Below are 25,503 nucleotides of genomic sequence, written 5' to 3' on the forward strand. Positions count from 1 at the left end.
GCGCGGCGCGGGTGCGAAAGCCGATGGAGAGCCCGTCCACCGCGCCGCGCCGGACCAGGGCCGAGGCGGCCCGGCCACGCGGACCGGAGGTGAGGATCTCACCGCGCACATGCAGGCCGCGCGCATCCTCGGTGATCGCGGTCCACACACCGATCGGCTCGGACGGGTCGTGCTGGAAGAGCATGGGGATGGTGCGGCGGGTGGCGAGCGAGGCGGCAAAGGCGCCAGGCGCCACCACGTCGCCGGAGAGGTCCGCCAACCCGAACAGGCTGGCATGACCCTCAATGGCGAGGGTGTCAGGCATGGGGGAACTCCGGGTTTGGGGAGGGATCGGGCTGAGCTACGGGGGCGACCCCCCCATTTTTCCCGGAAGCGCGCCAGCGCTATCCGGTACCAACGGGAGACTCAGCACTTCAAGGCACGTTCGGTCGGTCCCGGGTCTTCGCCCGGGAAAAATGGGATTGGATTGGAAGCAGAGTGCTTGTGTTGGAAACTCAGCGCCGCTGGCGCGCAATCCTCCATGGATCGCTTGTCAGCCAGCAGGCCGCATCCAGTTTTCCAGCTCAAGGGTGAAACCGCGCAGCGGCGCTTCGCGCCCTTGACCTGGAAAACCGGATGCGGCGACGTCTCGGCAAGCGATGAATGGATTGATGAGCGCAGTGGCGCCTCACCCTCACATCACAATCACTCCTCCATCCGCCGTTCGATCCGCACCAGGCTTTCGCGGGCCAGGCGCATTTCGGCTTCCAGACCGGCCAGGCGTTCGGCCAGCGGGCTCTGGCGGTCGCTGATCTGTTCGAGCTGGTTGAGACGCTCACCCACACGGCCGGACCAGATCAGGGCGCCGGAGGTTTGCAGCAGGATGGCGAAGATCAGGCCGAGCGTGACCTGGCGCTGGACGGTCCAGCTTTCGGCCTCACGCATCACCCGCCTCCCCGTTCTCCTCGAGCCCGGTGAAGTCGGGCGTGACGGCAAGATCGGGGCTCGACCAGGGCCGCAGCCAGACGCTCAGCGCCCGCGCCATTTTCATCACCAGGGGCCGCACGGTCTGGCGCAGGAAGGCGGCATTGGCCTCGGCGTAATTGGCGTAGGTATTATCGCCGGGCAGGCCGAGCAGGAGCGGCGGCACGCCCAGCCCCAGCGCGATCTCGCGCGCGGCTTCGCGGCGGGCGGTGGTGAAATCCATTTCCGCCGGGCTCATCGCCATCGGTGTCCAGTCCAGCCCGCCTTCCAGCAGCAAGGGCCGCCCGGCATTGTTCGGACCCGTATGACTGGCTTCCAGCTCGGCCTTCAGGCGTTCAAACTGGTCCGGCGAAAGCTGGCCATTCTCGCCCTTGAAGACCAGCGCGCCGGACGGGCGGGCGGCATTGTCCAGCAGGGCGCGGGCCCAGTCAGAACCCGCCGTGTGCAGATCCAGCGAGCGGCCCACTGCTTCCAGCGGTGACAAGCCGTAGTGGTCATCGCCGGGATGGAAGAGACGAATATGGAAAACCGGACTGCGACCGGATGCGCGATCACGCTGAAAGCGGCGTTTTCGGCCCGCCGCGGCATATTCCCAGCCCTCGGGCCAACCGGTCGGTCCGGCCAGCACACGCATGCGATCCGGGCGCAAGAGATGGAGGGTGCGCGGCTCGTCAGCCAGGCTGGCTAGTTCGAGATAGGCATTTCCCGCCAGCTGTAGATAACCATAGAGACTTTCCCACAGCTCGGGCCCGGACTGGTCCGGATTGGGCATGTCCAGGAGCCGGGTCATGGCCCCGTCCGATGCCGTCAACGGCACCGAGGCGGCCGCTTCCGCGGTCAACCTCACACAGCGATGGACAATGGCATTGCGGGCATAACCCGCTTGCATCATCGCCGGCAGGGATCGCGGCGACCAGCCGCTTTGCGCGCTGGCAGTCAACGCAATGAGACGGCTCGACAGGGCGGACTTCTCCTCCCGGCCGAACAGACGATCGAGCCAGTGGGGCATGGCTGCCTCCTTGGGGGTTGGGTTTTCAGGTCAGGCGGTCGGTTAGAGCCGACGCAGACGCGGGGCGGCGGTGCGGCCGAGCAGGAGATCGCTGATGGCCCAGACCAGGGCGTCGACCCGGTCCGGACTGGATTTGGCGGCCTCGGGCGCGCCGAAGGCGCACATCTGGTCTTCCAGGCCGGGAAAGGCCCGGGCATGGCGGACCCGACCGGCGGCATAGAGGGCGGCGACGGGTTCGGCCCGCGCCCGCTTGCCACGCGAGGCATGGACCAGACGCACGGGCAGACCCGGCGCGGCGGCTTGCAGCACGGCCCGCACCATTTCCCCGCCCTGATTGGCTTCGGCCACCAAAGCGTCGGCGGCATAATCCTCAAAGGCCGTTGCCGCCCGTCCGGCCCAGTCCGCTGGCAGGGCCGGACCGAAAGAGAGATCGGCCAGCACAACCGCCGACCGGGCCGGGCCCTCGCCATACCCACCGGCCACGACAATCCCGCATTCGTCGCTGCGCGGACCGCCACTGGCCGGCGGGTCGAGCGCCACCACAACCCGGTCCAGATCCGGCACACCGGTTTGCAACCGGGCCGCCTCGACCTGGGCCCGCGTCCACAGGGCGCCATCGGGATCGTCGATCAACAGGCCTTCGACCTCCTGGCGGCCCAGCATGGACCCGCCATAGGCGGCATTGAGCGCGGCCACGAAGCCGGGCGCGAGATTGGCTTCATTGGCGGCAGTCGGTTGATGGGTCAGGCGGACCGGACCCTCCGCATCCGCCGCCCGCACCAGCACCTTGAGCGCCGGGATGGGGCGCGGCGTGGTGGTCAGCAGGATTTGCGGTGCGCCGCCCAACCGGACGCCCATGCGCAGCGTGTCGAGGACACGTTGCGGGTCCGACCAGGCGGCGAACTCATCACCCCAGGCAAAGTCAAATTGCGGCCCGCGCAGCCCGTCCGCATCTTCGGCGGAAAAGGCATAGGCCTGGCTGCCCGAGGGAAAGACCAGACGTTTGCGGCTGGCTTCATAGCGCGGTTGTTCATCCGCACTGCCCAGGTTTTTCAGCCCGGACGGGCCTTCAATCATCACTTCGCGGACATCATTGAAAGTCGGCCCCACCAGGGCGATGCGGCTGACACTGCGCAGCGCCCGGTGACGCACCCATTCCGCCCCCGCGCGGGTCTTGCCCGCCCCGCGCCCGCCCAGAAACAGCCAGGTCAGCCATTCACCCGGAGGCGGCAGTTGCGGGCCCGTCGCGTGGTAGCGGAAGTCGGTGTGGATGGCGGCGTCCAGATGCGCCGAGATCGGGAGTGTCTCCATCGCCACCCCGGCTTTCTTCAGTCTGTACCAGGCATCGACGCAGGACAGCCGCATCGCCAGCAAGCTGTCGGGTGGCGTCGGCGTCTGGACCGGAGGCGGGGTCGGCGGCGTCATCGCGGTCAGCCTCCTTGTTCGGATCTGGTGGGTCGCGGCGGCGCTTGCTACCCAGCGGGGGAAGCTTGCACACGGCGGTGTAGGCCGTGGCCAGGCGCGAGGCCTTGGCCGGATCACCGCGGAGGAATTCAATGTCGATCTGCCGGCGGCGGCGTTCCATCGCGGTCTCGTGGAGCGCGGCCAGCTCCGCTGCCGGCAGGGCGCGCAGATCATTGATGCGCTTTCGCATATGCGCCTCGGTGAGGTCATAGTCCGCAGCGATCTCGCGCACCTTCATTCCGTTCAGGAACATCAGATAGGCGGGGTATATGTCCACCGCGTCGCGGCGGCCTCGTCCGGGTTTTCCAGTCATGCCGAACAATAGGCCGACGCTGTCACCGGTCGGATAAGTGCCAGGAAAAAACCCGCAACCGCCTGGACGGTCACGGGTTCTTCGGGACGGTGGCAGGGATAGCGGCGGGTTTATCCTCGCCTTGTGGCCCTGCCAGGCAATTTCACACGCGTGTCTGGAGCGGGCTCACATGGTGGCGCGGCCCGTCTGGCGGGCTTTGTGACGAATTTGGCTCGAAGTTGAAACAACGGAGTGAGGCAAGGGTTGCGTGCGGGTTAACGGCGCCGTCCTGTTTGTCACCCCTGATGGACGCCCCGCGGAGGCGGGGCGAAAGTCAGGGGCCTAGCTGGTGGCCACCCCATAGGTCCCCGCCTTGCGTCCGGCCTGCGCCGGACATTCAGCGGGGATGACAAGGCTGGAAGTGTTTCAAGACATGGCGCAACGCGCTCACCGATCCGTCAATCACTTGCCGGGAGACAGCCATATCGGCCCGCTGGCTGACAAGGGATTTAGGGGTGGGTCCGCGCCCTGATCAGGTCAGGGCTTCGCCCGGATGACAAAAGGAGAGGCACCCTCAATCCTCCTCCCCCTCACCCGGCCATTCCGTGATCCGCGCTTCCCAGTCCACAGTGTCGGGATCGGGGAAGGTACTTTCCGACGTCACCCGGCCGGCGATGGACATGCCGGCCTTGCGGGTTGAGTCGGGATCGCCGGTTTTCAGCGGGTGCCAGGCATAGAGGTCGCGGCCCTCCGCGATCAGACGGTAGGCGCAGGTCTGGGGTATCCATTTGAGCTGCGGGACATTCTCCGGGGTCAGCATGACGCAATCGGGCACATGCATGTGGCGATTGTCGTAATGGCGGCAGCCACCCTTGTTGCAGTCATAGAGTTTGCAGGCGACATCCGTGTCCAGATTGAGGCCTGTATCCTCGTCTTCCAGCTTGATCAGACAGCATTTGCCGCAGTGATCGCAAAGCGACTCCCACTCGGATTTGCTCATCTGAGCGAGAGATTTCATCTTCCAGAAAGGCAATGCCATGAGAAACGCCTGAATTTGGCCTCGATTGGAAGGCTTTAGACTGTGCCCGAGGGGGGTGGCTATAGCATGTATCAGGAGCCGTTTCGCGCGGATCACATGATGGAACGCGATCGACGCGAACAGCGGCGGCGAATGATTCTGGGCGGCCTGCTGGGCGGGCTTGTCCTGATTGGCACGGTATTGGGCGTAACCGGCTGGCACTGGGCCTTCCACGACCTGCCGCCCGCCCCGACCAGTGCCGCCGAGCTGTGGTCGACCCGGCGCGAACCCTCCGTCACCCTGCAGGATCGTGAGGGGCATGTGCTGGCGGTGCGCGGCCCGCTATATGCCCGCGCGGTGGGGCTCGACACCCTGCCCGACCATGTCCCGCAAGCCTTCCTGGCGATCGAGGACCAGCGCTTTTACGACCATGACGGGGTCGATTTGCGCGGGGTTGTGCGGGCGCTCTGGGTCAATTTCCGGGCCGGGCGGTCCGTCCAGGGCGGGTCGACCATCACCATGCAGCTGGTGAAAAACCTCATCCTCTCGCCGGACCGGCAATTGCGTCGCAAGATCCAGGAGATGCGCCTCGCTCGGCAGCTGGAGAACCATCTCACCAAGACCGAAATTCTCGAGCTTTATCTCAACCGTATCTATCTGGGTGCCCGGGCCTTCGGAGTGGAAGCCGCGGCGCAGCGCTATTTCGACAAGTCGGCGACCGAACTGACCCTGGCCGAGGCCGCCTTGCTGGCCGCCCTGCCCAAGGCGCCGAGTCGCTTGGACCCGACCGTCAATCTCGCCGCCGCCCAGGCCCGGGCCGCTACCGTACTGGATGCCATGCTCGCCGCCGGTTTCATCGACCAGGCAGCCCATGACGCGGCCATTGCCGAACCGGCCAGTCCTGTGGCCGACACGTCCGATCCCGGTGCCACCGCCAATTGGGGCCATGCCTTCGACTATGCCCTGGCCGAAGCCACCGGTCTGGTCGGCGATGACGTGCCGGACCTGGTCATCCGCACCACGCTGGACCCCGCCCTCGCCCGCGCCGCGCATGATCTGATCGAGGAAACCCTGGCCGCAGAAGGCGCCGCCCAGAATGCCGGAGAGGCGGCGATTGTGCTTTTGGCGCCGGACGGGGCGATCCGCGCCTTTGCCGGCGGGCGCGATTATGCGACCAGCCAGTTCAACCGCGCCATCCAGGCCCAGCGCCAGCCCGGCTCGGCCTTCAAACCCTTCGTCTTCACCGCCGCGCTGGAGGCGGGCTATGACCCGTCCTCGGCGGTCTGGGACGAGCCGATCGACCTGGAAGGCTGGACGCCGCAGAATTTCTCCGGTGGCTTCCGCGGTCTGGTGACCTTGCAGGAAGCGCTAAAGCGCTCGATCAATACGGTCGCAGCCCAGGTCGCCGACCAGGTCGGGATTGCCCGCGTGGTCGAGGTCGGACGCCGTTTCGGCCTCACCTCGCCCCTGCCCGAATTGCCGGCCATCGCGCTCGGCGCGGCGGAAGTGAACCTGCTCGAATTGACCTCGGCCTATGCCGTTTTTGCCAATGATGGCGCCCGCCGGGAGCCCTATTTCATCACCTCGATCACCAATTCACGCGGCGATGTCCTCTATGAGCACGCGATGGTCGCGGCGCAGAGGGCGACGACCGCCGAGACGGCCCGGGCCATGTCGACCATGCTGCAGGATGTGGTGTTGACCGGGACCGGGCGGCGGGCCCGGCTGGGCGATCGCCCGGCGGCCGGCAAGACCGGCACCAGCCAGTCTTTCCGCGATGCCTGGTTTGTCGGCTATACGGCCGATTACATTGCCGGGGTCTGGGTCGGCAATGATGATGACACGCCGATGGATGATGTCACCGGCGGGGGTCTGCCCGCCACCATCTGGCAGCGCTACATGACCACGGTCCATGCCGATCTGCCGGTGCGGGCGCTGTCGGCTCCGGCTCCGCGCACACGCTCGGAACGGGAGGAGCGGCTGGCCGCTTTTTATTCCGACTTGTCGGCGTCCTTCTCGGCGATACTGGCCGAAGAGTCCTCACCCAACGAGCGCTGAACCGCCGCCGTCAGTTCGGCCATTTCAGTGCGCATCTGGGCAATTTCCGCATGCAGGCGATCGCGGTCGGCATCGGCCTCGAGATCGCGGGCCTCCTCCTCGTCGAAATGCTTGGCCTGCAGGCTGTCGACGATAATGGCGATGAAGAGATTGAGCACGGCAAAACTGGTCAGGACGATGAAAACAAGGAAGAAAATCCACGCCCAGGGATGAAACTCCATGACCGGCAGGGCGACATCCGTGGCCCAGCCTTCCAGCGTCATCACCTGGAAAAGGGCAAAGGCCGACTCGCCCAGCGAACCGAAGCGCTCCGGATTGCTCTCGGAGAAGAATTTCGTCGCCATGACGGCCGAGACGTAGAACATCAGGCCCAGAACGGCGATCACGGCGCCCATGCCCGGAATGGCCCTGAGCAGGGCTTCCACCACCTTGCGCAGATCCGGCATGACCGAGAAGAGGCGGAAGGCCCGCACGATACGCAGGGCCCGCAGGACCGAGAAGCCGCCCGCGGCGGGCAGGATGGAAATGATGATGACGGCGAGGTCGAACCAGTTCCAGCCATTGAGGAAAAAGCGGTGCCGGTAGACGAAAAGCTTGAGCAGGATTTCGACGACGAACACGCCGACAATCACGCGATCCATGATCGGCAGCCAGGTCGTGAACCAGGCGCCCTCATAGGGGTAGGTTTCCAGTCCGAGCGTGATCGCGTTGAACACGATCAGCGTCATGATGAAATTGCGAAAACCCGAACTCTCGACGAAAGTTTTCACGCGAACCCCCTGCAATGATCCCGGCGCCCCTGTCCCGACAGGCAACGCAGGCCTGCTCCTAGCCCTGTCACCTAGGAAATTCAATCATCTGGTGCCAGTTCAAATTTGAGGAAAATCGCCGATAGTTCGAATTTTAGCGGACCGCTTATCCACGATTTAAGGCGCTTGAGGCATTAAGGTGCCAGACAAGCACGGGACGCAAACATGCGCCTTTCTGGCCCGAAGATCAGCACCAGGTCGACGCCCGCTCCGGGTCAGTCCCTGCAGCATGGCGAAATCACCATTGCCTACCAGCCGATCCTGCGCGGCGGGTCGATCGCCATCATGTGCTATTTCCTGTTCGACCTGGTCACCCGGCTCGCCTTTCCGGGCGAGTCCCATCATGGCGTCATGGTGCTGGCGGTCTCCTTCGCGGCGCTGACATCGATCAGTGTGCGCCTGTATCTGTGCCGGACCCGTTCGGCCGGCCAGCTGGAAGTCGCGGGCAGCATTCTCTGCCTCAGCCTGTTTGCCAATTCGAACCTGCAACAAGTGCTCTATTTCCAGGACGAGAACCTGCTCTACTCGGTCCTCATGATGCCGATTTTCGCCGCCCTCCTGCCGAGCCGGCGGACAATTGCGGTCGCCACACTGCTGTGTTTCGCCAGCCTCGTCATACTGGTCCAGAGCAATATACCGGCGCGTATGAGCGACTATATCTGGATCGGCTTTTCCGGCATTGCCGCTGGGGTCGCCATTTCCCTCATCCTGCGCAATGCGGTCCTCAACTCGGTCAAGGCGCGTCTCGATGCCATCCGCGATCGCGAAACGGCCGAGGCCCTGGCCGCGGAAACGCGCCATCTCGCCGAATGCGACGCACTGACCAATCTGCCCAATCGCCGCAGCTTCTTCACCGAACTGGAAAGCCGCCTGGAGCGCCTTCGCCGCCATGGCGAACCCTTTGTGCTCGGCCTGGTCGACCTGGACGGGTTCAAGCCGGTCAATGACACCTATGGCCACGCGGCCGGCGATGAAATGCTCAAACAGGTCGCCGAACGCCTCAGGACTGTTGCCGGCGACACGGCGATGCCGGCCCGTCTGGGCGGCGATGAATTCGCCCTCATCGCATCGGCGCCCTGCACACGCAGCGAGACCGTCCTGCAGCTGGGCCATCGTATCGAGGCACAGCTTTCCCGCCCCTATGAACTGGGCGAATACACCTGCAAAGGGTCTGGGTCAGTCGGGCTGCTGATCTGCAATGACCCGGACCTCTCGACCCATGACGTCATGGAACGGGCCGATCACGCCCTCTATTTTGCCAAGCGCGCCCTGCAGGGCAAGGCGGTCCTGTTCAACGCCGCGCTCGAACACGAGATGATGGCCTCGAGCCAGGTCGACAAGGCGCTGCGCCGCTGCAATTACGAGACGGAGTTTACGGTCAAATTCCAGCCCCAATACGATCTCATCAAATCGAGGGTCATCGGTTTTGAAGCCCTGGCGCGGTGGGACTCGCCGGAATTGGGCACGGTCTCACCGGACGTCTTCATCCAGGCTGCCGAGCGCGCCGGCATGATCCGTCCGCTGACCCAGGTCCTTCTGACCAAGGCGCTGACCGCGATGAAGGACTGGCCGGACGACCTGACCCTGTCCTTCAACCTGTCCGCCCATGACCTGATGTCACCGCAGGCCATGGAAAGCGTGCTGCAGACCGTGAGAGACAGCGGCCTGCCGACCAAGCGGATCGAGTTCGAGATCACCGAAACCGCCATGATGAGCGATTTCAACCAGGCCCGACGCGCCATCGACCAGATTTCAAAAGCCGGACATTCCGTGGCCCTGGACGATTTCGGCGTCGGCTATTCCTCTTTGCAGTATCTCCAGCAATTGCCGGTCTCGAAGCTCAAGATCGACCGATCCTTTGTCAGCCAGATGCTGGAAGATTCATCGTCCTTCAAGATTGTCCGGACCATGCTTTCCCTGTCCCAGACACTCGGTCTGGGTTGTGTGATCGAGGGCGTGGAGACGGAGGCACAAATGCATATCCTGCGCACACTCGGCGCCCGGCACGTCCAGGGCTATCTGATCGGCGAGCCGATGACCGCCGACGCCGTCCTGCCGCATCTGTCGTCCCCGCTCAAGATCGGCCGGCCCCGGCCGGACATCTGTCCGCCGGGGCTTCGCAAGGCGCGCGCATGAGGCCGCTCGCAGGCCTTCTCTGCGGTCTTGCGGCACTGGCCTGCGGTGCCCCCGCCTTCGCCGATGATGTCATGGAAGGTCATGCCCGGCGCGGCGCCGTCTATGCCCGCATCCTGATGGAAGACCTCACCCCGAATGCCTGTGCCGCCCTGTGCGACGGCGATGGCCAGTGCCAGTCCTGGGTCTGGACCCGGGCCGAGCTGACTGGCACCGATCCGGGCTGCCACCTCCTCTCGGCCGCCCCGACGCCCTATCGCGCGCCCGGTCGTGTCACCGGCCTGTCGGGTCAGCTCAGTGATCGCATAGAAGCCGCCGCCGAGCGCGCCCCCAGCCCCCGCGAGGAAGACGCGCTGCGCGCCACCTTGCGCGGGCCCTACTGAGCGTCCGCCGCAAAACTCCCAATTCCCGTACAATTTGAAACATCCCTCCTACGGTTTTTTTACCTGCTGCTGAGAGATTGAGGCCTCACCATCGCGTGGAGTGGGACATGGCGGTCATCAGCAAGCTCAACAATCTGGTCGGACTGGCGCGCGAGAAGTCGAGCGATCGCCGTCGGGCCCTGTTGCGCGAAGTGACTGACCTTTTCTTCGAGGAAACACCCGAGCGCGACAGCGCCGTCTCCGGACGTTTTGACGAAGTCCTCTCCGCCCTTGCCGAACAGACGGCCCAGGACGCCCGCGAGGAATTGTCCCACCGCTTTGCGGATACGCCGCTGGCGCCGCGCGGCCTTGTGTTGAAACTGGCCCAGGACGCCATCGAGGTGGCCGGCCCGATGCTGTCCCAATCCTCGGTGCTGTCCGAAGATGATCTGGTGAGCATCGCGGAAAAAGGCTGCCAGGACCGCCTCAAGGCTATGTCGAAGCGCGAAGAAGTCTCCGAACGCCTGTCTGACACGATTGTCCGCCGCGGCGATGACGAGACCGTGGCGACGCTGATCTCGAATGAAGGCGCACAGATTTCCCGCGAGACCTTCGAGACCGTGTCCGAACGGGCCGAGACCTCCGAAATCCTTCAGGCGCCGCTGGTCAAGCGCAGCGATACGCCCAATGACATCCTCGCGGACATGATGCTCACCGTACGCAATCACTTGCGTGACCAGATCATGGAACGCTTCGACAGTGTCGACCCGGCCATCATCGACCAGGCCATGGCCGTCTCGAAAGCGCGCCTGGCCGCCCGGATCCGGAATGACAAGCAGATCGAGGACGCGCGAAAATTCATTGCCTCCATGGCGATGCGCAAGAAGCTCGATGGCAGCCTGCTCGCCCGTCTCCTGCGTGAAGGTGAACAGGTGAAATGCCATGTCGGCTTCGCCGAGATGACCGGGGTCGATTACACAGCCGCCAAGCGTGCCATCGAGCAGGAAAGCATCGATCCGCTGGCCCTGATCTGCAAGTCCGCCGGTTTCGACAAGGCGCTTTTCGTGACCCTTGCCGTGCTGCGCCACAGCAATAGCGAAGACGCCTTCCGCGATGCCCGCGAACTGGGCAATCTCTACGACCGCATCACCGCAGATGACGCCGCCCGCGCGATGCGCTTCTGGCGCATGCGCCGGGACATGGCGGCCTAGGCAGCCCCTTCCCTGACCGCCTGGCCCGTGCCAGTCTTCCCCCATGCCCGAGGTCATTGATCCTGACATTGCGACCCGCGTGATCGCCCGGCTGGACACCTGGCTGGGCGAGGCGGGTTTGCGGCTGGAGATTGCGCCGTCGGAGTTTGGGGTCCTTCACGGCGATGCGGTCGATATTCTCGTCCACAGCGCGACACTGCCGCCGCTTCGCATCACTGTGTTTGACGAGTATGGCGACCTGGGCACCCACGATGCCCGTCTGGCCCTGGTGATGATCGGACGCGGGTTTGGTGAGCTGGACGATGCGGGCGATGCCGTCGTCTGGGCCCAGGCCGAGGGGCTCGATCCGGATGATCCGGCCCCGACGCTCCTGCACCAACAGCTGAGCGCGGCGCGCGCGGCCTTTCTGAAGGCCTGGGGCGAGCCGCCGGACGTCGTCACGGATCTGGACTGGCAGCTCAATGCCGGCACGGCGCAAGCGCTGCGGCGGGCGGCGGGGCTCTTGCCGAAGCGGTGACGGCCCTCCAATACCTTGTCATCCCCGCTGAATGTCCGGCGAAGGCCGGACGCAAGGCGGGGATCTATGTGGTCGCCACGAGTTAGGTCCCTGACTTTCGCCCCGCCTTCGCGGGGCGTCCATCAGGGATGACAATCACGCGAACTGTCCGCGCGCCGATCAGCCCTTGCCCGCCTCACTCGCCACCACAGCTTTCGCGCCATCATCACCCGGCGGCGTAAACACCTCGGCGCCGCTTTCGACATAGATACTGGTCGAGGGGAAGGCGAATTCGGTGCCGGCGGTTTCGACCGTGTCCTTGATGAAGAAGGCGAGCTCCTCCTTCAGACGCAGCCATTCGCCCCAGCTCGTGGTCTTGGTGAAGCAATACAGCATGAAATCGATCGAGGACGGGCCAAAACTGTCGACCCGCATGAAGGTCGAAACCTCCGGTGCCTGGGCATATTCCGGATGGCTTTCGATATAGCCCAGCACCTTGTCGCGGATCTCGCGCAGCTGCTCCGCCGTGGAGTCGTAGCGCACGCCGATGATCCAGTAGGTCCGGCGATGCGTCATGCGGGTGAAATTGATGACCGCATTGTCGGCAAGTTTCGAATTGGGGACATAGACCGGGCCCTTGTCGAAACGGCGCACCACGGTGGAGCGGAAATTGATCTCTTCGACCGTGCCTTCGACAATCCCGTCCACCTTGACCCAGTCGCCAGGCAGGAAGCGCTTCTCGGTCAGGATGAGAATGCCGGCGATAAGATTCTTGAACAGGTCCTGGGCGCCCAGGCCGATGGCGACGCCGAACAGGCCGAGACCGGCGACAATGCCGGCGACCGGAATATCCCAGACCTGCAGAACCGCGGCCGCACCGACAATGATGAAGACGATGCGCAATGCCTTGGTCATCCAGTCAATCATGACCGGCGTCAGCGCATTGCGAAGCCCCTGCAGGGCATGGGCGAGCGGACCGACCGCATTGTGCAACGCCCAGAAGAGCGCAATCACCACGAGGGACTGGACGAATTGATGACCGCGCAGCGTGCCCTCCCCGCCGAACTGCAGGATGTTGAGGGCGAAGAAGAGGGCGATGATCACGGGAACCAGTTTCATCGGCCCGGCCAGGGCATCGACCACCGCATCGTCGAATGTGGTCTCGCTTTTCGAGGCCAGGCGCTTGAGCGCGGCAATCAGCCAGCGCGCAATCATGCCGCGGGCGACAATCCCGATCAGCACGATCAGCAGGGCCAACAGGCCCTGGCCGATGCTCACGCCCAGGAAAGACGTGTTCCAGACATCCAGGATCAGGGCCCAGAGCTCCCGCGCCTGCTCCGGCAGATTCCCCTCGGTCGAGGCTGACGTCGTCATGCGGCCCGCTCCTTGGCACGGTGGAAGGTGAGGTCGGGGAATTTCTCTTCCGAATAGGAGACTTCCCAGGCCGATTTGGCGAGGAAAACCGGATCGCCATTGATATCCTCGGCCATGGCCGATTTGTGCCGGTCGGCAAAGGCCTCGATCTTGTCACGCGCGCCGGTGACCCAGCGGGCCGTGTCGTAAGGCGCCGGTTCGAAATCGACCTCCAGCCCGTATTCGGCGGCGACGCGCTCGCGCATCACATCGATCTGCAGCGCGCCCACGGCCCCGACGATGAAATCACCGCCCAGGGTCGGCCGGAAGAGCTGGGTCACACCCTCCTCGGCCAGGCTTTCCAGCGCCTTCTTGAGGTGCTTCGCCTTCAACGGATCGGCCAGGCGGGCGCGGCGCAGGATTTCCGGGGCGAAATTGGGAATGCCAGAGAAGCGCAACTTGCCGGTCTCGGACAGGCTGTCCCCGACCCGCAGCGTACCGTGATTGGGCACGCCCATGACGTCACCGGCAAAGGCCTCGTCGGCGATCTCGCGATCCTGGGCGAAAAAGAGGATGGGCGAGGACACGGTGAGCTGTTTGCCAGCCTCGGTCTTCAGCTTCATGCCGCGTTTGAAGGTGCCCGAACACAAGCGCACAAAGGCGACGCGGTCGCGGTGATTGGGGTCCATATTGGCCTGCACCTTGAAGACAAAACCGGCGACTTCCTTGCCGCCCGGCTCGAGCTCCACCGCCAGGCCATTCTTGACCGCCGGCATGGCGGCCGGCCCCGGAATGATGTCGGCCAGCCCGTCCAGAAGCTCGCGCACCCCAAAGCCGCGCAGGGCCGAGCCGAAGAAGACCGGAGTCATATGACCTTCCAGGAAGCTTTGCATCTTGAAGGCGGGGCACAGCTCGGCCGCGACTTCAGCGCCCTCTTCCAGTTCCGCGACCTCGTCCTCGGAGAGGTGATCGCGGATCTCAGTGCCGTCGAGCGCCCAGCGCGGACTGGCGGCGGTGTCGTCGCGGTCATCGCCGGGCTTTTGATAGCCGACGAAATTCTTTGTCCTGAGGTCGAGCACGCCCTTGAACCGATTGCCCGAACCGGAGGGCCACTGCATTGGCACGGTGTCCAGCGCCAGCTTGTCCTGGATGTCTTCGAGCAGATCGACCGGGTCCAGCGCCTCCCGGTCCATCTTGTTGATGAAGGTGACGATGGGAATGTCGCGCAGGCGGCAGACCTCGACCAGTTTCAGCGTCCGCGGCTCCACACCCTTGGCCGCGTCGAGCACCATGATGGCACTGTCGGCCGCGGTCAGCGTGCGATACGTGTCTTCGGAGAAATCCTCGTGGCCCGGCGTATCGAGCAGGTTGAAGAGGAGGGCCCGGTGTTCAAACGTCATCACCGAGGCGGAGACCGAAATCCCGCGCTCCTGTTCGATCTTCATCCAGTCCGACTGGGTCCGGCGGTTTTCGCCGCGGGCGCGGACCTGGCCGGCCAGGCGGATGGCGCCGGCGGACAGGAGCAGCGTCTCGGTCAGCGTCGTCTTACCGGCGTCGGGATGGGAGATGATCGCGAAGGAACGGCGGCGCGCCCATTCCGGGGCGTCTTGGGTCGGGGCAGTCATGGCGGGCTCATGTGTGATGCAGGGCGTCCGGTTACCCTGTTACCGCCCCCGCGCGCAAGTCACCTCACGCGGCAAGCCAGACCTGGTCATTGATCTGCCCGGCCGTGAGATAGCCCAGCTCCTGGTCCTTCCACAGCGAGGCCAGGGTCGTGATCGTGACATTGGCATAGCGCAGCCCGACCTCGGCATGGCTCGCAGCCCCGTCGGGGCGGACGGCCAGCAGGGCGTTCGCGCCCGGCGCGACATAGCTGATCAGGGCGACCAGGTGGCGCACATGTTCCGGCTTGTTATGAGCAATATTGGGATCAGCGAAGACAGCTTCCCGGACCAGGCTATTGAGCTGGGCGGCGGTCAGAGTCTCGATCTGCTCGGGCGAGAGCGGGATTTGGCCAGAGCGCAAAACCCCGTTCAGATCCCCCAGATCGAAAACGACATCGTTGAAGAGAAACAACATGGCGAACCCGAAGCGCTAGGAGCAATTTGAACCCTCCCAGCCTAGCGCCGGTGCGTTAAGGATTTTCTACCGGCTCGGTCAGGAAATGGCGCCCCTGCCGATCCTCGATCTCGACGATCCAGATATCCGGATCCTGATCGGCCCGCTTGTGGCAATAGGCATCCAGGCTCGCCTCATCCGTCTCGGGACGCCGGGTCCAGATCCGCTCACCCTGATCGTCCCGCGACGGGACATAAAGGTGTGCCAGTTGCGACCCCGATACCACTTTCACGAGTATCGCCCCGGCATCTTCGTCTCCCCGGCGAATCACATAAGCCGACGCAAACGCTGATTCAGCCCTGCGTATCAAGGCATCCAGCCAGAATTTCGATTTCAGAGCACTCATTTCGATTGCTGGCAGCCCAATTGCTTAATAATCTGTAAACGGGTGAGGGAGCGTTTCATGTTTGTAAGAGTATTGTCGTCTGCGGTCGCCGCATTGGCCATCCTTGCGTCCGGCCCGATGGCCGTCTGGGGACAGGACAATCCGGCTGCCAGCGCAGTAGAGACGATTCCGGTCAATACGGAAGAGCGCAGTCTTGCGGACCTTGATGGCGGTTCAAACGCCTTCATCCTGTCCACATCACGTGAGCGGGCGCAGATCCATTTCTCCCTGCCGCCGAATGTCGACACCACGGAAGCCTGGCTTCGCCTCGCCGCCCGTCCGGCCAGCGACAGCACATCCGGTCTCATCCATGTCTCGGTCAATGGCGGCGAAGCCATCACCATCCGCCCCCAGGCCCGGGCCATGGAAGCGCGCTTCGCCCTCTTCTCCGCCGATTTCCGCGCCGGCGATAATACACTCGAGATCGCCTACACCACAGACACCCCGGCGGCTGGCTGGATTGTCGATGCCCGGCGCTCGCAGATGCGCCTGACCCTGGAACCGGTTGCCGCGATCGACACGCTGGATGATCTGGAACACGCGCTCGGCGCCGATTATGCCGCGCCGCGGCGGATCGCGCTTCTCACCGAGGACAGCCGCGAACGCGTGACGCTGGAAGCCCTTGTGGCGCAGGGGCTTGCCCTGCGCGCCGGCCAGGTCCCGCTTTTCACCGCCAATGCCGAAGAGGCCGATCTGGTTGTTCGCATTGGCGACAATGCCCGCCTTGCCGCCGATGATCGCGCGGCCCTGCGCTCCGGTGACCTGTCCACCGGCCCCGAAATCGCCTTCCGCAATGACGGCATCCCGCACCTCATCATCACCGGTCGCTATCTCGATGAAGCCACGGCGGCCGCCCGCCTGATGGCGGCTCGCTCCTTCGATGGCTATCAACGCAGTTTTCTCGCCTCGGATGCGATGACAGCCACGCGACTGGGCACCCGCCAGGTCCGCGATGCCCGCACCCTGCACGCCAATGCCGACCTGAGGACCTTTGCCGATACGGGCCTGCCTTTCTCGGCTGACCAGGGTTCGCGCACGGCAGTCCAGTTCTCGACCCGTTTCGATGCCGATCGGCATGGTGCCCTGTCCGTCATGGCCCGCGCCGCCCTGATCAGCGGCGAAGCCTGGCTCTATGCCTGGTATGGCGATGCTGACGCGACAGCGCCCGCCAATCACAATCTCCTCGTCATCGGCCCGGGCTCGACCGAAATCGCGGCGATCGACCGCAATGCCCCGGCCGAGCTTCGCGCCGCATTGCGCGCTGCCGAACGGTCGCGCGGCCAGCGTGGCCTGATGCGCCTTGCCGCCGCAGCCTATGCCGACGCCGGCGATGTTGAAGCCGGCGCCGAGGTCGGGATCGGCGTAGCCTCGCTCTTCCGCGACCAGGCCAATCAAAGCCGCTGGATCGCCACGCTGACGGCGCCGGACATCGCCTCCTTCGAGGCGGCCGGACGGTCACTGGCCCGCTCCGATCTGTGGATGGCGCTGGAAGGCCGGGCCGCTGTCTGGAGTGCCCGCGGTGTCACGGCGCTGGATTATGCGGTGGTCTCGCCGACCCTGTCAGAACGGGCGCGTGAATTTGCGGTCGACCATACGCGTGACGCCGCCTTCATTCTGTTCGGCGCCGCCTTCCTGCTCCTGATGCGCGGCTTTCTGGGACGTCGCAAGCGGGTTTCCGCGCAATCCTAGTGATTGAATTCGCAGAGAATTAACTACCCTTCTTCACGCCGCATCAAACTCAGCCTGTTAGACATCTCCCCATGCAAGCGGGATTTGTCATGCACGCCAGAATGAAAGCGATTGTCCTCGGGCTGGGCCTCGGCCTGACCGGGATGGGCCATGCGGCCCTCGCCGATGACGCCGCCGCAGCCATTTTTGGCGAACGTCAGCTGGCCCTGGCCGTGGATGATCGCTGCCACCTGTTCACGGACGGTCAGCGCAATGCGCTGGACGCCGCGCGCCTCCAGGCCCGCGGCCTCCTCCTGCGCGAGGGCATCGCGCGCCAGGCGCTGGACGATTACACGGCCGATCTGCACCGCCAGGCGGCCGGTATCGCCTGTGCCGATGACGCGGTCGCCGATCTGCAACACCGGGTGGTCAACGCCTATGCCGGCTGGGTCCGCATTCCGGCGATGGAGTTTCCCGGTCGCCATTTCACCTGGACGGCCAGCCGCACGGTGATGCCGGACACGCCGGTCTGGTCGATCCGCCAGGATCAGGGGGATTTCGTCGTCGGTGTCAGCACGCGCGATGATCGCCGCCAGCTGAGTTTCGCGCTGGCCGGTCAGCCCGATGCGACGTCCGCAATCCTTGTCCTGCGTGACATGGACCGTCAGCCGACGCTTTATGACGCCACGATGGGGGGCATCTATGCCGGCCCGACCGAGGCCGCCTGGGCGCGCTGGACTCCGCCGCGCTTTGCCGAGACCCGGATCTGGGCCCGTGGCCACAATGCCGGACGTCTTGCCGCCACTCTGGCCGAGACGGAAGACGCCGCCACCCTGTTCGATTTCCCGATGAGCGCCGCCGACGCGCTCGCCGCCCGCGATCCGCGCGAAGCCGCCCGCATCGATCTGATGGACCGCCATGGTCGCATCACCGCCAGTCACTACATCGAGATCGGTGACTTCGCGGCTGCCCTCGCCTTCCTGCGTGGCGGCGATCAGCGCGATCTGGCGGGCAGCTCCGCGCCCGAACCGTCCGCGCCGTAAGTCTGCCTTCATCGCTCCTGCGTACCAGACCCCATCGCGCGCGATTATTCACGTGTCATCCCCGAAGGATGCCCGGCGAACGCCGGGCGAAAATCAGGGACCTAGCTGGTCGCCGCCACATAGGTTCCCGCTCTGCGTCCCGCCTTCGCGGGACATACGGCAGGGACGACAAGTCTCGCGTTTTCACTGGCACCGCAGGCTGCGCTGGCCGAATGCCATCCCAAGCGCTATGACCCCGGCTCCGCGATCCCCCGTCCCGCCCGCGCAGTGAAAGTTCGACCGACACGATGCTTACGATTTCCAATCTCGACTATCGCATCGGCGAACGGTCCCTGTTCGAAAATGCCTCGGCGCAAATCTCCGGCGGCTGGAAGGTCGGCCTGGTCGGTCGCAATGGCACCGGCAAGTCGACCCTGCTGCGCATCATCCGCGAAGAGATCGACCAGCCCTCCTCGGATTCGCCCATCCGCCTGCAGCGTGGCGCCCGCATGGGCTGGGTCGCCCAGGAGGTCCAGCCCTCCGACATGACCATTCTCGAGGTCGTGCTGGCCACCGATGCCGAGCGTCACGCTTTGATGCAGGAATCGGAAAGCGCCACCGATCCCGACCGGATCGCCGCGATCTTTGAGCGCCTGGCCGATATCGATGCCTGGTCGGCTGAAGCCCGCGCCGCGGAAGTGCTGATGGGTCTGGGCTTCAGCGATGCCGACCTCGCCCGTCCGACGCGCGAGTTCTCCGGTGGCTGGCGCATGCGCGCCGCCATTGCCGGCGTCCTGTTTTCCGAGCCCGACCTGTTGCTGCTCGACGAGCCGACCAATTATCTCGACCTTGAAGGCGCGGCCTGGCTGGAAACCTATCTCAAACGATATCCCCACACCGTGCTGATCGTCTCGCACGACCGGGAAATGCTGAACCGCTGCGTCACCCACACCCTGGCGCTGGAGCACAAACAGCTCTCCATCTCGCCGGGCGGTTATGATGCCTGGCTGAAACTGCGCGCGGCCAAGACCGCCCTGCTGGAAAGCCAGCGCGCCAAGCAGGAAGCCGATCGCGCCCATCTGCAATCCTTCGTCGACCGTTTTGGCGCCAAGGCCTCCAAGGCCAGCCAGGCCCAGTCGCGCGTGAAACGCCTGCAGAAAATGCAGGAAATCTCCATTCCGATCGCCGAGCGCACGACGCCCTTTTCCTTCCCCACCTCGACCGACAAGCTCAACGCCCCGCTCCTGCAATTGCGCGATGCGGCGGTGGGTTATGGCGAGGATGCGAAAATTCTCGACAAGATCGATCTGCGCCTCGATCCCGATGATCGCATCGCCATTGTCGGCGCCAATGGCCAGGGCAAGACGACACTGGTCAAATCCATCGCCCGGCGCCTGCCGCTGATGGCCGGTGAGCGCACGGCCGCGCGCTCCCTGCGCATCGGCTATTTCTCCCAGGACCAGATGGATGAACTCCATCCCGGCGAGACCGTGCTCGACCATGTCCGCGACGCCCTGCCCGAAGGCACGGCGCCGTCCCGCTGCCGCGCCGTGTCAGCCGCAATGGGCTTTCCGCACGAGAAAGTCGAGACCAATATCGAAAAGCTCTCGGGCGGCGAGAAAGTCCGGCTCCTGCTGGGCCTGATGTCGCTGGACAAGCCGCACATCCTGATCCTCGACGAGCCGACCTCGCACCTCGATATCGACAGCCGCGAAGCCCTGATCTACGCCCTCAACGACTATAATGGCGCCGTCGTCCTGATCACCCACGACGTCTATCTCGCCGAAGGCACCGCCGACCAGCTCTGGCTGGTCAAGGACGGCCGCGCGAAACGCTATGACGGCAATCTGAATGATTACAGGAAGCTGATCCTGCAGGCGGATAAGAGGTAGGCGCGGGCCTGGAGCGGGGTCCGGTCTTCTCAACCTCGCCACCACCGTCATCCCACGGTGACCGCAAAGCGGGCATCCGGGGGACCTCGACTAAGAGGTTCGCAGTACTGGCCCCAGCCTCACCGCTTCACCTCGCGCCCCAAGCGCTGAGGTCCCCCGGATCCCGGCAGGCGCCGGGACCGTGGGATGACGGTGGGAGTGAGGACAGGTCTTGCTGGAACGCGGTGTCCCAACGCGCCACGCCCTGATCCATCCTTGAATCACTTGTCAGCCAGCGGGCCGTTTGAATCGGAGCATGCGCCCGGGTCGCACATTCCAGACGCTGACGGCGTTTACCGCGCGTTACACGTTTAACTTTCAAGATGTCTCCCTACGCCTGATTTGCTCAAGAAAGATCCATCATGCCTTTTCTATCACTCGTCAGCGCCGCCATCGCGCTCACAGCTGGGACCAATCCGCAGATCGACCGGACAGTAGTTGAGGTGACCTTGCACGATGCCCTTGATGTCGCGCTGGGTGAGGCGAGACGGGTGCCCGAATTCACACTGACGGTGGACGATCTCAGCGTTGAAGGAGCCTTCGCCTGTGGCACCTACACAGTCATGATCGAGCAGTCCGGAGAGCAGTACTTTATTTCGAATTTCGGCTTCGTCGTTGAGTTGGCACCAAGTGACGGCCTGCGCGCGCTGCGCCTGAGTGCCTCAGGTAGCGAGATTGTCGAGCATTGCCCGGCCTTCGCCGACGCGCACTGGGCCGACCAGCAGCTTCTCTCGACGATGGGATCAGCAGACGCGTTTCTCGAAGAGGCCTATGCCCACATTCCCTGACCTTATCCGTCCCATCCTTCACCCCCACATCTGCATGCCCGCCCTGCTGCCACACCATTGGCCTTTTGTGGCCAGCCTGTGCTACATGCCTCGCTATTCCGGCCAGTCGCCTTTTATCGGCGTCCTTACCGGGACACTGATGGAACCCGGCCATTGATGGGTTTGGCCGGCATTTTGGCACTGGAAACAGCTTTATATGACCTTGAATCCCCGCATTGCGCCGGCGCTTGCCGCTGCGCTTGAAAAGAAGGGCTATTCTGCCCTCACCGAAGTCCAGTCCGCCGTGATCGCGGAAGAGGCCGACGGGCGCGACCTGCTGGTCTCGGCCCAGACCGGCTCGGGCAAGACCGCCGCCTTCGGCATGGCCCTCGCCCCGACCCTGCTCGGCGACGATACCAGCTTCAATTCCCCCGACCTGCCCATGGCCCTGATCGTCGCGCCGACGCGCGAACTGGCCCTGCAGGTCCAGCGCGAACTGGCCTGGCTCTATGGCGAAGCACGCGGCCAGATCGCCTCCTGTGTGGGCGGCATGGATCCGCGCACCGAGCGCCGCAATCTCGAGCGCGGCTGCCACATCGTGGTCGGCACGCCGGGCCGTCTGCGCGACCATATCGAACGTGGCGCGCTGGACATGTCCCAGCTCAAGGCCGTGGTCCTGGACGAAGCCGACGAGATGCTCGATTTCGGCTTCCGGGAAGACCTCGAATACATTCTCGACGCCGCCCCGGCGAGCCGTCGCACCCTCTTGTTCTCGGCCACCGTGCCGCGCGCCATCGCCGATATCGCCCGCCGCTTCCAGAAGGATGCCCTGCGCATCTCGACGGTCTCCGAGCGCGGCCAGCACGCCGATATCGAATACCGCGCCCTGTCGGTCGCCCCGTCCGATCGCGAGAATGCGATCATCAATGTGCTGCGCTATTACGATGCCGAGCGCGCCATCATCTTCTGCGCCACGCGCGAAGCGGTGAACCGCCTGTCAGCCCGGTTCGGCAATCGCGGCTTTGCCGCCGTCGCCCTGTCCGGCGAGCTGACCCAGAAGGAACGCACCCACGCCCTGCAGGCCTTGCGCGACGGCCGCGCCCGCGTCTGTGTGGCCACTGATGTCGCCGCCCGCGGTATCGATCTGCCCGGTCTGGAACTGGTCATTCATGCCGACCTGCCGACCAATTCCGACGTCCTCCTGCACCGCTCGGGCCGGACAGGCCGGGCCGGCGCCAAGGGCGTCTGCGCGATCATCGTGCCGCACACCCGCCGCGGCCGCGCCAATCGCCTCCTGCGCGATGCCAAGCTGCAGGCCGAATGGGCCGAGGCGCCGAGCTCGGACGATGTCCGCGCCCGCGACCGCGAACGCCTGATGGCCGACCCCATCCTCACCGACGAGATCGACGAGGCGATGAAGGTCGACACCGACGCCCTGCTCGAAAAATTCACCGCCGAGCAGCTGGCCGCCGCTTTCCTGCGCGCCCGCATGGCGACCCTGCCCTCGGCCGAGGATCTCCTGTCCGGTCCCGCCGCGCAGAATGATCGCCCCGAGCGCAAGCCGCGCGAGAATTTCAAGGCCAGTGTCTGGTATCGCCTGTCCGCCGGCCGCAAGGCCAAGGCCGAGCCGCGCTGGCTCTTGCCGCTGATCTGCCGCCTCGGTCATGTCACCAAGCGCGAGATCGGCGCCATCCAGATCGGCGAGAGCGAAACCCGGTTCGAGATCGATGCCGAGCACGCCGAACGCTTCACCAAGGCCCTGGCCGAAAATGGCGGCGGAGAGAATAATATCCGCGTCTCGCCGGATGACGGCTCGGAGATGCAGCGCGCCGGCCCCAATGACGGTCCGACCGATGCCCGTACCCCGAAAATGCGTCACCGCGAGAAGTCCCGTCATCGCGAAACCGACAGCGACGGCTATCCGATCAGCCGCAATCGCGATGACAGCGCGCCGCAATCCTATGAGGATCGCAAGCCGCATGATCAACGCGAGCGCGACGACGCTGCGGGTGACAAGCCGCGCTATGAGAAAAAGCCTTATGGTGACAAGAAGTCGTACGGCGACAAAAAGCCGTATGGGGACAAAAAGCCTTACGGCGACAAGAAACCCTATGGCAAAAAGGCCGATGGCGACCGTCCCTTCAAGGGCAAGCCAAAGCCGCACCAGGACCGGGCCGATACGCCCCTGACCGGCGATGACAAGCCCTGGGAAAAGACGTCCCATGACGACAAGCCGCGCCGTCCGCGTCAGGACAAGCCGCATCGCGCCGAACGTCCCGCTGCGGCAGGCGACGCCGCCCCGGCCCGCAAACCCCGTCCGGCCGGCGACCTGACCAATCCCAATGCCCGCCCCGACAAGGGCGAGGACAGTTCCTGGGCCCGCAAGCGCAAGCCCGCGGCCGGTGGTTTCAAGAAAAAGGCGGGCGGCTATGACAAGCCGGCCGGCAAAAAGCCCGGCTTCAAGAAGGATGGCGCCAAGCCGGGCGCAAAGCCGGGCCCGAAAGGCGCCACGCTGAAGCGCAAGCCGAAGGGCTAGGTCCACAACACCTTGTCATCCCTGATGGACGCCCCGCGAAAGCGGGGCGAAAGTCAGGGACCTAGCTGGTAGCGACCACTTAGGTCCCTGCCCTGCGTCCGGCCTGCGCCGGACATCCGGCAGGGATGACAAATGAATGTGAAATCTGCCCTCAGGCCACGTCCGCTTTCGCGGTCGTCATGTCCTGGCCGGCTTCCTGGGCGCGCTGGATTTGCTGGCGGACATCCATGCCCGGATGAGGCTCAACCTCTCCCTTGGCTTCGGCGAGGATGGGCAGGGAGATGGTCACCGTGGTGCCCTCGCCCTTGCGGCTGGCGATATTCATCGTGCCGCCATGCAGCTCCGACAGGGCGCGAACCAGGGACAGGCCCAGACCGGTGCCGCGCTTCTCGATGTCGCGCGCATTGGCCGCCTGCTGGTAGGGCTGGCCCAGACGGCCGGCCTCTTCCGGATCAATGCCGACACCGCTGTCGCCGACCGCCAGCACGAGCTGACCGCCCGTGGCGCGAGCCATCACCACGATCGCGCCGCCCTTCGGCGTGAACTTGACCGCATTGGACAGGAGGTTGAGCAGGATCTGGCGCAGGGCCTTGCGGTCGCCATCGACCAGGAGCGGGCCGTCATGGCGTTTGACCTTGAGATTGATGCCGGCTTCTTCCGCCTGCAGGCGCATCATCTTGGCGGAGAGATTGATCACCTCGCCGATATCAAAGGTTTCGCGCACCAGCTCATAGCGCTCGGCCTCGATCTTGGACATGTCGAGCACGTCGCCGATCAGCTCCATCAGGTGCTGGCCGCTTTCATGGATCAGGTCGGCATATTCGGCATAGCGCGCCGGCAGCGGGCCGAAGAGGCGCGCCTTCATGACGTCGGAAAAACCGATAATGGCATTGAGAGGCGTGCGCAGCTCATGGCTGACCGAGGCCAGGAACTGGCTCTTGGCGCGCGCTTCTTCCTCGGCCGCATCGCGGTCGCGGCGCGCCTGGGTCAGCGCGGCCTCCAGGGCCGGGCCGCTGTCCTTGGCCAGGGCAATGACCGAACCGCCATGAATAGGACGGGTGGTGATCAGCACATCTTCGCTGCGGCCGCGGACGCCGCGGACCACGAGCTGACCCTCGACTTCGCGCATCGCAGCACGCCGGCCGGACGCCGCGAGCTGGACGCGGTTTTCATCGTCAAAGCCGAGATCGGCCAGCGGCAGACCGGACAGGTCGCGCGGCAGGCCGGGAGAGAGATCCCGTACGCCCCGCGAGGCCGCGAGAATATGCCCATCGGCATTGCAGGCGATCAGGGGCATTGGCGAGGCATCAAACGCCTTGGCCCGAACGCGGCCACGCTCGGCCTCAGCCCGCGCCTTGTCGGCGTCATGGACCGCTCGCAGCGCACCAAAAGCAAATCCGGTCGACAAGGTCAGGACACAGCCCAGGACGAAGGGCAGGTGCAGCTCGACCGCCATCGGGGCGGGCGCGATAAATCCGGTGAGATGCAGGCCGGCCACGACCAGAGCGGCAAGACCCGACTGGGCGGCGGCCTTGACGACCCCATCACGCTCACCACAGGCGGCTGCCATGGCCGGTGCCAGAAGAAAGGCCAGAACACCGATCCCGGTGACGCCGCCGCCCGTCAGGGTGACGCCGACCGCGAAGCCGGTCCACACCAATGCCAGCAAGAAGCGTTCGAACGCGCGGTCCATGCGCGAAATGAGGAGGAAGGAGATCAGCGCCGGGGCCGCGACCGCCGCAACGAGCACCGCTTTTTCGAGCGCGGTGCCGTCAAGGATTGGCCAGAGTCGCGGCAAGGCAGCCGCCAGCGTGCCAAGCCAGAGAAGGTTGACGAGCGTCCCGCCTTGGCGTGCGAACCAGGCTGTTATGGCAGGCGATTTCGGCTTCATCTCGAATCGATGCGACT

22 protein-coding genes are annotated in these 25,503 nt (G+C 64.9%); 11 read left to right on the forward strand and 11 right to left on the reverse strand.

What is annotated here, in order from left to right; translation table 11 throughout:
- The 4 genes from Q0X62_RS10830 to Q0X62_RS10845 all read right to left on the reverse strand — a co-directional run.
- On the reverse strand, positions 1-304 hold a 304-nt coding region (locus Q0X62_RS10830; RefSeq protein ID WP_297735364.1), incomplete at its 3' end, for an HK97 family phage prohead protease.
- Between the two features lie 380 nt (positions 305-684).
- Positions 685-924, reverse strand: a complete 240-nt coding sequence (locus Q0X62_RS10835; protein WP_297735366.1) for a hypothetical protein — start codon at positions 922-924, stop codon at positions 685-687.
- Positions 917-1,972 carry a phage portal protein gene (locus Q0X62_RS10840; protein WP_297735369.1) on the reverse strand — a complete coding sequence of 352 codons (1,056 nt, stop codon included), beginning with the start codon at positions 1,970-1,972 and terminating at the stop codon, positions 917-919. The genes Q0X62_RS10835 and Q0X62_RS10840 overlap by 8 nt, the downstream gene beginning before the upstream one ends.
- Positions 1,973-2,014: 42 nt before the next feature.
- The gene (locus tag Q0X62_RS10845) at positions 2,015-3,283 is read right to left on the reverse strand and encodes a terminase family protein (RefSeq protein ID WP_297735372.1); all 1,269 of its coding nucleotides are present in this window, start codon (positions 3,281-3,283) and stop codon (positions 2,015-2,017) included.
- Here Q0X62_RS10845 and Q0X62_RS10850 point away from each other — a divergent pair.
- Positions 3,243-3,761: a hypothetical protein gene (locus Q0X62_RS10850; protein ID WP_297735375.1), complete on the forward strand. Its 519-nt coding sequence runs from the start codon at positions 3,243-3,245 to the stop codon at positions 3,759-3,761. The two genes, Q0X62_RS10845 and Q0X62_RS10850, sit on opposite strands and share 41 nt — an antisense overlap.
- Before the next feature lie 541 nt (positions 3,762-4,302).
- On the opposite strand, the gene Q0X62_RS10855 is transcribed toward Q0X62_RS10850, so the two are convergent.
- Positions 4,303-4,767: a YcgN family cysteine cluster protein gene (locus Q0X62_RS10855; RefSeq protein ID WP_297735378.1), complete on the reverse strand. Its 465-nt coding sequence runs from the start codon at positions 4,765-4,767 to the stop codon at positions 4,303-4,305.
- A 99-nt stretch (positions 4,768-4,866) separates the two neighbouring features.
- Between Q0X62_RS10855 and Q0X62_RS10860 the strand changes: the two genes are divergently transcribed.
- Complete coding sequence (locus Q0X62_RS10860) at positions 4,867-6,804, forward strand: transglycosylase domain-containing protein (protein WP_297735380.1); 1,938 nt, start codon at positions 4,867-4,869, stop codon at positions 6,802-6,804.
- On the opposite strand, the gene Q0X62_RS10865 is transcribed toward Q0X62_RS10860, so the two are convergent.
- Complete coding sequence (locus tag Q0X62_RS10865) at positions 6,738-7,574, reverse strand: ion transporter (protein WP_297735383.1); 837 nt, start codon at positions 7,572-7,574, stop codon at positions 6,738-6,740. The two genes, Q0X62_RS10860 and Q0X62_RS10865, sit on opposite strands and share 67 nt — an antisense overlap.
- Positions 7,575-7,778: 204 nt before the next feature.
- On the opposite strand from Q0X62_RS10865, the gene Q0X62_RS10870 reads away from it, so the two are divergent.
- The 4 genes from Q0X62_RS10870 to Q0X62_RS10885 all read left to right on the forward strand — a co-directional run bounded on the left by Q0X62_RS10870 (position 7,779) and on the right by Q0X62_RS10885 (position 11,836).
- Positions 7,779-9,749: an EAL domain-containing protein gene (locus Q0X62_RS10870; RefSeq protein ID WP_297735386.1), complete on the forward strand. Its 1,971-nt coding sequence runs from the start codon at positions 7,779-7,781 to the stop codon at positions 9,747-9,749.
- Entirely contained in the window at positions 9,746-10,129 is a 384-nt protein-coding gene (locus Q0X62_RS10875; RefSeq protein WP_297735389.1) for a PAN domain-containing protein, read from the forward strand. The genes Q0X62_RS10870 and Q0X62_RS10875 overlap by 4 nt, the downstream gene beginning before the upstream one ends.
- A 107-nt stretch (positions 10,130-10,236) precedes the next feature.
- On the forward strand, positions 10,237-11,319 hold the full coding sequence (locus Q0X62_RS10880) for a DUF2336 domain-containing protein (RefSeq protein WP_297735392.1): 1,083 nt from the start codon (positions 10,237-10,239) through the stop codon (positions 11,317-11,319).
- A 43-nt stretch (positions 11,320-11,362) separates the two neighbouring features.
- Positions 11,363-11,836 (forward strand): hypothetical protein, encoded by a 474-nt coding sequence (locus Q0X62_RS10885; RefSeq protein WP_297735395.1) that lies wholly within the window; start codon positions 11,363-11,365, stop codon positions 11,834-11,836.
- Between the two features lie 159 nt (positions 11,837-11,995).
- Here the strand turns inward: Q0X62_RS10885 and Q0X62_RS10890 are convergent, their stop codons facing one another.
- The 4 genes from Q0X62_RS10890 to Q0X62_RS10905 all read right to left on the reverse strand — a co-directional run bounded on the left by Q0X62_RS10890 (position 11,996) and on the right by Q0X62_RS10905 (position 15,632).
- Complete coding sequence (locus Q0X62_RS10890) at positions 11,996-13,189, reverse strand: mechanosensitive ion channel family protein (RefSeq protein ID WP_297735398.1); 1,194 nt, start codon at positions 13,187-13,189, stop codon at positions 11,996-11,998.
- Positions 13,186-14,793 (reverse strand): peptide chain release factor 3, encoded by a 1,608-nt coding sequence (locus Q0X62_RS10895; RefSeq protein ID WP_297735401.1) that lies wholly within the window; start codon positions 14,791-14,793, stop codon positions 13,186-13,188. The genes Q0X62_RS10890 and Q0X62_RS10895 overlap by 4 nt, the downstream gene beginning before the upstream one ends.
- Before the next feature lie 64 nt (positions 14,794-14,857).
- Positions 14,858-15,247 carry a hypothetical protein gene (locus Q0X62_RS10900; protein WP_297735404.1) on the reverse strand — a complete coding sequence of 130 codons (390 nt, stop codon included), beginning with the start codon at positions 15,245-15,247 and terminating at the stop codon, positions 14,858-14,860.
- A gap of 55 nt (positions 15,248-15,302) precedes the next feature.
- Positions 15,303-15,632, reverse strand: a complete 330-nt coding sequence (locus Q0X62_RS10905; protein ID WP_297735407.1) for a DUF1491 family protein — start codon at positions 15,630-15,632, stop codon at positions 15,303-15,305.
- A 57-nt stretch (positions 15,633-15,689) separates the two neighbouring features.
- On the opposite strand from Q0X62_RS10905, the gene Q0X62_RS10910 reads away from it, so the two are divergent.
- The 5 genes from Q0X62_RS10910 to Q0X62_RS10930 all read left to right on the forward strand — a co-directional run bounded on the left by Q0X62_RS10910 (position 15,690) and on the right by Q0X62_RS10930 (position 23,595).
- A complete protein-coding gene (locus tag Q0X62_RS10910) occupies positions 15,690-17,360 on the forward strand; it encodes a cellulose biosynthesis cyclic di-GMP-binding regulatory protein BcsB (protein ID WP_297735410.1) in 1,671 nt (556 codons plus the stop codon).
- 101 nt (positions 17,361-17,461) lie between these two features.
- The gene (locus Q0X62_RS10915) at positions 17,462-18,382 is read left to right on the forward strand and encodes a hypothetical protein (RefSeq protein WP_297735413.1); all 921 of its coding nucleotides are present in this window, start codon (positions 17,462-17,464) and stop codon (positions 18,380-18,382) included.
- A 287-nt stretch (positions 18,383-18,669) separates the two neighbouring features.
- Positions 18,670-20,253, forward strand: a complete 1,584-nt coding sequence (locus tag Q0X62_RS10920) for an ABC-F family ATP-binding cassette domain-containing protein (protein WP_297735415.1) — start codon at positions 18,670-18,672, stop codon at positions 20,251-20,253.
- A gap of 401 nt (positions 20,254-20,654) precedes the next feature.
- Positions 20,655-21,080: a hypothetical protein gene (locus Q0X62_RS10925; protein WP_297735419.1), complete on the forward strand. Its 426-nt coding sequence runs from the start codon at positions 20,655-20,657 to the stop codon at positions 21,078-21,080.
- 196 nt (positions 21,081-21,276) lie between these two features.
- A complete protein-coding gene (locus Q0X62_RS10930; RefSeq protein ID WP_297735422.1) occupies positions 21,277-23,595 on the forward strand; it encodes a DEAD/DEAH box helicase in 2,319 nt (772 codons plus the stop codon).
- 151 nt (positions 23,596-23,746) lie between these two features.
- Here Q0X62_RS10930 and Q0X62_RS10935 read toward each other — a convergent pair whose 3' ends face one another.
- Positions 23,747-25,486, reverse strand: coding sequence for a HAMP domain-containing sensor histidine kinase (locus Q0X62_RS10935; protein ID WP_297735425.1), 1,740 nt, complete (start codon positions 25,484-25,486; stop codon positions 23,747-23,749).
- Positions 25,487-25,503: the final 17 nt, after the last annotated feature.

It is taken from the genome of uncultured Maricaulis sp., from assembly GCF_947259345.1.
In the GTDB taxonomy this organism is placed as follows: domain Bacteria; phylum Pseudomonadota; class Alphaproteobacteria; order Caulobacterales; family Maricaulaceae; genus Maricaulis.

Excerpts from the sequence above, each read along its gene's own strand:
- Q0X62_RS10835 (WP_297735366.1), bottom strand. The coding sequence starts at position 924 with ATGCGTGAGGCCGAAAGCTGGACCGTCCAGCGCCAGGTCACGCTCGGC.
- Q0X62_RS10840 (WP_297735369.1), bottom strand. The coding sequence starts at position 1,972 with ATGCCCCACTGGCTCGATCGTCTGTTCGGCCGGGAGGAGAAGTCCGCC.
- Q0X62_RS10850 (WP_297735375.1), top strand. The coding sequence starts at position 3,243 with ATGGCGGCGTCCAGATGCGCCGAGATCGGGAGTGTCTCCATCGCCACC.
- Q0X62_RS10845 (WP_297735372.1), bottom strand. The coding sequence starts at position 3,283 with ATGGAGACACTCCCGATCTCGGCGCATCTGGACGCCGCCATCCACACC.
- Q0X62_RS10855 (WP_297735378.1), bottom strand. The coding sequence starts at position 4,767 with ATGGCATTGCCTTTCTGGAAGATGAAATCTCTCGCTCAGATGAGCAAA.
- Q0X62_RS10860 (WP_297735380.1), top strand. The coding sequence starts at position 4,867 with ATGGAACGCGATCGACGCGAACAGCGGCGGCGAATGATTCTGGGCGGC.
- Q0X62_RS10870 (WP_297735386.1), top strand. The coding sequence starts at position 7,779 with ATGCGCCTTTCTGGCCCGAAGATCAGCACCAGGTCGACGCCCGCTCCG.
- Q0X62_RS10875 (WP_297735389.1), top strand. The coding sequence starts at position 9,746 with ATGAGGCCGCTCGCAGGCCTTCTCTGCGGTCTTGCGGCACTGGCCTGC.
- Q0X62_RS10880 (WP_297735392.1), top strand. The coding sequence starts at position 10,237 with ATGGCGGTCATCAGCAAGCTCAACAATCTGGTCGGACTGGCGCGCGAG.
- Q0X62_RS10885 (WP_297735395.1), top strand. The coding sequence starts at position 11,363 with ATGCCCGAGGTCATTGATCCTGACATTGCGACCCGCGTGATCGCCCGG.
- Q0X62_RS10890 (WP_297735398.1), bottom strand. The coding sequence starts at position 13,189 with ATGACGACGTCAGCCTCGACCGAGGGGAATCTGCCGGAGCAGGCGCGG.
- Q0X62_RS10895 (WP_297735401.1), bottom strand. The coding sequence starts at position 14,793 with ATGACTGCCCCGACCCAAGACGCCCCGGAATGGGCGCGCCGCCGTTCC.
- Q0X62_RS10900 (WP_297735404.1), bottom strand. The coding sequence starts at position 15,247 with ATGTTGTTTCTCTTCAACGATGTCGTTTTCGATCTGGGGGATCTGAAC.
- Q0X62_RS10905 (WP_297735407.1), bottom strand. The coding sequence starts at position 15,632 with ATGAGTGCTCTGAAATCGAAATTCTGGCTGGATGCCTTGATACGCAGG.
- Q0X62_RS10910 (WP_297735410.1), top strand. The coding sequence starts at position 15,690 with ATGTTTGTAAGAGTATTGTCGTCTGCGGTCGCCGCATTGGCCATCCTT.
- Q0X62_RS10915 (WP_297735413.1), top strand. The coding sequence starts at position 17,462 with ATGAAAGCGATTGTCCTCGGGCTGGGCCTCGGCCTGACCGGGATGGGC.
- Q0X62_RS10920 (WP_297735415.1), top strand. The coding sequence starts at position 18,670 with ATGCTTACGATTTCCAATCTCGACTATCGCATCGGCGAACGGTCCCTG.
- Q0X62_RS10925 (WP_297735419.1), top strand. The coding sequence starts at position 20,655 with ATGCCTTTTCTATCACTCGTCAGCGCCGCCATCGCGCTCACAGCTGGG.
- Q0X62_RS10930 (WP_297735422.1), top strand. The coding sequence starts at position 21,277 with ATGACCTTGAATCCCCGCATTGCGCCGGCGCTTGCCGCTGCGCTTGAA.
- Q0X62_RS10935 (WP_297735425.1), bottom strand. The coding sequence starts at position 25,486 with ATGAAGCCGAAATCGCCTGCCATAACAGCCTGGTTCGCACGCCAAGGC.